Source organism: Streptococcus vestibularis ATCC 49124 (genome assembly GCF_000188295.1).
GTDB lineage: Bacteria > Bacillota > Bacilli > Lactobacillales > Streptococcaceae > Streptococcus > Streptococcus vestibularis.
Map to the genome: position 1 here is coordinate 1,072,651 of NZ_GL831112.1, position 5,547 is coordinate 1,078,197.

Annotated in this window: 4 protein-coding genes; 3 read left to right on the forward strand and 1 reads right to left on the reverse strand. The window is 31.7% G+C overall.

What is annotated here, in order from left to right; all coding sequences use genetic code 11:
• The first annotated feature begins 446 nt into the window (after nt 1–446).
• Together HMPREF9425_RS05265 and HMPREF9425_RS05270 are read left to right on the forward strand one after the other, a co-directional pair.
• A complete protein-coding gene (locus tag HMPREF9425_RS05265) occupies nt 447–1,190 on the forward strand; it encodes a response regulator transcription factor (RefSeq protein WP_003097341.1) in 744 nt (247 codons plus the stop codon).
• 9 nt (nt 1,191–1,199) lie between these two features.
• Nucleotides 1,200–2,507 carry a sensor histidine kinase gene (locus HMPREF9425_RS05270; RefSeq protein WP_003097342.1) on the forward strand — a complete coding sequence of 436 codons (1,308 nt, stop codon included), beginning with the start codon at nt 1,200–1,202 and terminating at the stop codon, nt 2,505–2,507.
• A 240-nt stretch (nt 2,508–2,747) separates the two neighbouring features.
• Here the strand turns inward: HMPREF9425_RS05270 and HMPREF9425_RS05275 are convergent, their stop codons facing one another.
• On the reverse strand, nt 2,748–3,314 hold the full coding sequence (locus tag HMPREF9425_RS05275; protein ID WP_003097344.1) for a hypothetical protein: 567 nt from the start codon (nt 3,312–3,314) through the stop codon (nt 2,748–2,750).
• A gap of 691 nt (nt 3,315–4,005) precedes the next feature.
• On the opposite strand from HMPREF9425_RS05275, the gene HMPREF9425_RS05280 reads away from it, so the two are divergent.
• The gene (locus tag HMPREF9425_RS05280) at nt 4,006–5,244 is read left to right on the forward strand and encodes a hypothetical protein (RefSeq protein WP_003097346.1); all 1,239 of its coding nucleotides are present in this window, start codon (nt 4,006–4,008) and stop codon (nt 5,242–5,244) included.
• Nucleotides 5,245–5,547: the final 303 nt, after the last annotated feature.

Sequence of the window (5,547 nt, forward strand, 5' to 3'; positions counted from 1 at the left end):
AACAATTAAAATAGTTGCCAATTTTAACTTTCAACTTATATTTTTTTATATATTTTTTAACAGTAATCAACAACCAAAAGTGCTTTACAATATTGAGCATACCTCTCCTCCAATTTCTATTTTTATTATAGCTTGGTTATACCATTTAATTAGTTGAATATCGTAAACGGTTCATTTATTGTCATCTACGATAAAAATATAGCGATGATGATTGTTCTCAGACTATTTACGACTTGACGGTTCTATTACTCCAATCACTACTTTTATAATATTAACTTGGAGAAGAAATATTGATTTTTATTTAGATGTTGTAAAAATGTATTGATTAAACCTAGGAAAATATCATTCTTATCTAAAACAACAAATCATATAATTTTAATGCCGGAAAAGACTTCAATGTCTTTTACTACAGTACTAAATATTTTATCGAATGGAGAGTACACTAATTGTTAAATATTTTTATTTTAGAAGACGAATTTTTACAACAAACACGAATAGAGACCGTTATTAAGGATGTTATTGCAAAAAAATCTCTAAAATGTAAAGGACCTGAGATTTTTGGAAAACCTAGCCAGCTACTTGACGCAATAACCGAAAGAGGTTATCATCAACTTTTCTTTTTAGATATTGAAATTAAAGGAGAAGAAAAAAAGGGGCTAGACATTGCAAAAGAAATTCGAAAAAAAGACCCTAATGCAACAATTGTTTTTGTAACAACACATTCAGAATTTATGCCAGTCACTTTTAAATATAGAGTTGCTGCACTAGATTTTATTGATAAAGCTTTGGATGATGAAGATTTTTATGAACGTGTTCATTTAGCAATTGAATATACCATGGATAAAATGGGTGCCACTATTGCCCAAGATTCATTTACTTTTGAAACAGCTACGGCCCATGTTCAAGTGCCTTTTAACAATATTTTATTTTTTGAAACATCTCCAACAATACATAAAGTTATTTTGCATACTAAAGAAGAACGCATGGAGTTCTACGCCAGTATTTCAGAAGTTGAACGAGCTGATGATCGCCTGTATCGATGCCATCGTTCATTTATCGTTAATCCTGAAAATATCATAAGGATCAATAAAGAAGAGAAAATAGTAATGTTTGAAAATAATAATGAATGTCCCATTTCGCGTACGAAATATAAGGGCCTCCTAGAAAAAGTTAAATCTCTGAAAAGCTAAGGTGTTTCTATGGATATAGTTATAAATTTATTGCTGTTCTATTCTAAGACATTAGTAGTATTGTTACTGTTTCAACAGGTTAGTAACCAACCAATCAAACCTTTGTGGTGTATTATTGGTCCATTTTTGTATGTTCTACTCCTCATCATATGTCCTCCTGTTGGATACTTTGCTTTCTTTTTTATCTTTATCGCTTATAACATATATCAAAATAAGTATAAAAGTAAAATACTTGATATTTTTTATGGCTTGTACCCCGTTATTGTTGAAAGCTTGCTAGGTAGAATGTTAGGATTCTATGTTTTCCCTTTACTAGGAGTCTCAGTCTTCAATGAAGTCAAACTAAGCTGGTATGATATCTTAATTGAATTACTGGTTTTCCCTCTTCATTTACTCATAGTAAAATCTCTTAGGTTAGATTTTAACGAAATAAAAGAAGGTTTCAAGCGTCACTATTTCAAATATTTATTATTACTGATCAACATCTCTATGTTTGTATATATGTTGTTAGTTTCTATACTTGTTATTTATAGAGACAAATTAGCTGATGCAGATATCTGGAGAGGACATATTAATAACTTTTATATTGTTCTGTTTTTTGTAATTCTACTCTATCTCAATGCAATTTCAAAAGAAAAACTAGAGAAGGAAATAATTGAGCAGAAGGATACTCAACTAAATGAACTATCTAGTTACAGCCATCATGTTGAATCACTTTATGAGGAAATTAGAAGTTTCCGTCATGACTATATTAATATTTTGACCAGTCTAAAATTAGGAATTGATACTCAAGATATCGAAGCTATTAAAACTGTATACAATGGTGTCCTAAGAGATAGTGGAAATCAATTCTATGATAGTAAGTTTGATATTGATAAACTTAGTAATATTAAGAATGATGCTATCAAAAGTATTCTTTCCGCTAAATTACTTGAGGCACAAAATAGGGGAATTTCAATTTCTGTTGAGATTGAAGAACCTGTTAGTAATTTTAGGATAGAATTACTAGATTTCATAACCATCCTATCTGTACTTTGTGATAATGCTATCGAAGCTACGATTGAAGCTATAAGTCCAAGAATGACTGTTGCTTTCATGAATAATGATGATTCGTTGGTACTTATCGTTGAAAATAGTATAAAATCAGAAAAAGTGGATGTTAGTCATATTTTTGCTAGGGGGTACTCTAGTAAAGGGGAAGGAAGAGGTCTTGGGTTACATAATGTAAATAGCATATTGGAAAAATACCCTAAATCTACGATTACCACCCGTAGTGCAAATCATCTCTTTTCTCAAACTATCAGATTTTGTAAGTAAGTCTCGACTTTTAACTTTAACCTCTTTAATCGACTTAGGTTTTGCATTTGAATCGTCTGTTTCTAGTATTTTTTGCTACATAGCTTATTAATTTTTGGGACCACTAGCATAGCTAGTGGTTTTCTTAAGACCCAAAAAAGACAGTAACTTCAAAATAGTTACTGTCTTTTTTTATTTCATGTTTATCTTAAAGCCTTGATAGACTTGAAAAGTAGTTTATAAAGACTTCTTAATTATTTATCAATGCCCTACATCTGAATATGAAATATAATAACGTTGCCCATCTTTGACAAAACTATACCAGTTTCCATCAGGTAAAATTTCATATTTATCCCAATCAACATCACCTGCAGGCATTTTAGAAACAACCCCACTGTCTTTATCTGGTGCAGCATATACAGGGGTTTCCTCATCAAGTGTCAATGTTCCAGAAGTAGCTTTCCAAGCACCTCGACCACCCTCAACTCCTCCAACTTGAGAAGCTGGTGTTGTTGCTTTAGCCACTTTCCCACCATCTGTGGTACCTGCTTGAGCTTGTTCTTGAGAAGAAGCTTTAGGTGCTACTGCTGAGGCCTGATTGTCATTCCCTTCATTTGTGACTGCTGAAGAAGATGATTGAGCTGCTTTCTTATCCTTCTTAACAGCTTTACTTGAGCTTGAAGATGATTTTTTAACCGTCTTGGCTGGGCTACTACTTGAGCTAACACGTGCCGACTCATGACTATTAAACTTAGTCACTAAGAAGATAGCGAGGATTACTACAATAAGAGCTGATAGGATACCAATGAGTTTAGTTGTTGTTTTCATGATTGACGTTCCTTTTCTTATGATTTACAAGATTAGTATAATATAAAGACAACTAAAGTTTCATTGAAGTCATAAACTGTAGTTTTCTCGTCATAAAAGGACAACATCTTCTATTTTTAGCATCTATTTTAAATGATAGTCTTTAAATCGTGTTAACAAAGAACAATTAGGATACCTCCCTAAAATCTCTCAAACAGTGGACAAATATATACCATGTCCATTACCTTTGCTTGAGTAACTAATTTTAAAGATATGATATAGAGTATATTGATAGATTCTCGAGAAGTATTTACTCTTTTAGTACTACTTTCCATACAAGCCTCAATATCTCTAGTCTTTCCAGTTTATATACGTATCAATTGACGTATTGATAAAACCTCTTCACAATCACTTAAATATAGATATAGAGGCGAGATTCTCTCAATCTCTTTTTTTATTTCTTTTTTAATTTAGAAAAATAACTTACCTTTGCCAACAGAAAGGTGAATTTTTCCAAATAATTTTGGAAAAAGAGGATGTAATCCTAGCCGTCTGCAAGACCACAATAATAATGACTCTGTCATTATGTATATTGTGTTATAAATAGAGTCAGACTCTGCTGACTGTCTCCATCATCTCCTAAAAAATTCATCATAAGCTGTTTTTTTATTTTCAACTTATCAGACATAATTAATAAATAAAGGAGAAAGTTATGAACAATGCATATACTATTTCAGCTCACTTTGGAAAAAAGATGAGTCGTGACCATAATATTCGTAATCGCAACATAACCAACTCAGAGGATCATATAGACCCAGATGGATATTTTAAAATTATAGAGGATAGGCCTATCAAACAGGCTTATTATAAAATTTTCGGACAGGCTGTTCTTGACTATAATGCGAAACAAACTCGATCTGACAGACAAATTATAGACTATCATACGAAAGTACTTTCAGCTTATAAACGTGATCCCAATCGCAATCCTGCTACCAGCCATGAGGCAATTTTTACCATAGGAAATGTTAACCATCATCCCACAATCACAGAATCAGAAAAGATTCTCACAGATTTTTTAGAACAATTCAAAAAAAATAATCCTAACGCCATCATTTTCGGTGCCTATTTTCATGCAGATGAGCCTGGTTCTGCCCCTCATCTTCATGTTGATTTCATCTTAGTCAAACGGCAAAATAAAAGAGGCTTAAGCATTCAAGTTGGTCAGGAAGGTGCCCTCAAAGAAATGGGTTACTACACATCAGGATCTAAAAAAAATAAAGATTTAGTAACGGCACAAACTCGATGGCAAGCAGCTCAACGCGAACTACTTCGAACAACAGCTAGAAATCATGGAGTTCAAGTTCAAGAAAGTGGCAAATCTAAAACAATAGCTAACCATCTGGATACTGAGATTTACAAACGAACTACAAAACTTAAAAACTTAGATCAAAAAATTGAGGAGAAAAAGATGTGGGCTGAAAATGCTAAATCTGAAGCAGAGAAAAATAAAAAGGAACTGTCAGAGATCTTGAGAACTAAACAAGAGTTAGACATTGACATTCAGATGAAAAAAGCAAACCTCGAAGAGATTACTAAAATTAAAAAGAAAGATAAAGAATTAAGAGAGGAGAATACTTTTTTAAAGAAATCAATTAATATTCTGCAAGAGAGTATCGATCTAGCCGAAAGTTGCTTCAAAACATATTTCTTAAAAAATAAAGAGAACCTCTGGAATATATTTAAACAAAAACTGTCTCAAACATTTGGTTCTAAAAAATACGAACGTTATAATATTATTCGTCATGATACAGAATTAAATGAAAAACTTGCACAACACGAACGAGATTACTTAGAGGGCGAAAGACGTGATCCACCTCCTACACAACTATTTGGATATGATGCTAAAACTGATAATGAATCAGATTTTACATATGAGAATGAACAGATATAGAGAACCTTTCAAGATTGATTAGTGACTAACGAGTACTCGATATGAGTTGGTCCAATATAAAAGTTTCCTTGCTGATATAGCAAGGACTTTTTTTATGTTTACATTTTTATTTTTAGTTTAATAGGTTCAACTTCTTTTAAATTTATAGTCACATTTTTTTCGTTACATATGGTACTGATATTAAACTTTTATTCTCCAACACATACTAAAAAATTTTAGTCAAAATTATGGTTTTTAAAAATCTCTTAAAACCTGTTTTTTCAAACATAATGTCTAAGAAGAAAAATAATATTTAAGAGTTCT

What these genes read in the sequence shown, in the direction of transcription:
- HMPREF9425_RS05270 (WP_003097342.1), top strand. Translation starts at nt 1,200, where the DNA reads ATGGATATAGTTATAAATTTATTGCTGTTCTATTCTAAGACATTAGTA.
- HMPREF9425_RS05275 (WP_003097344.1), bottom strand. Translation starts at nt 3,314, where the DNA reads ATGAAAACAACAACTAAACTCATTGGTATCCTATCAGCTCTTATTGTA.
- HMPREF9425_RS05280 (WP_003097346.1), top strand. Translation starts at nt 4,006, where the DNA reads ATGAACAATGCATATACTATTTCAGCTCACTTTGGAAAAAAGATGAGT.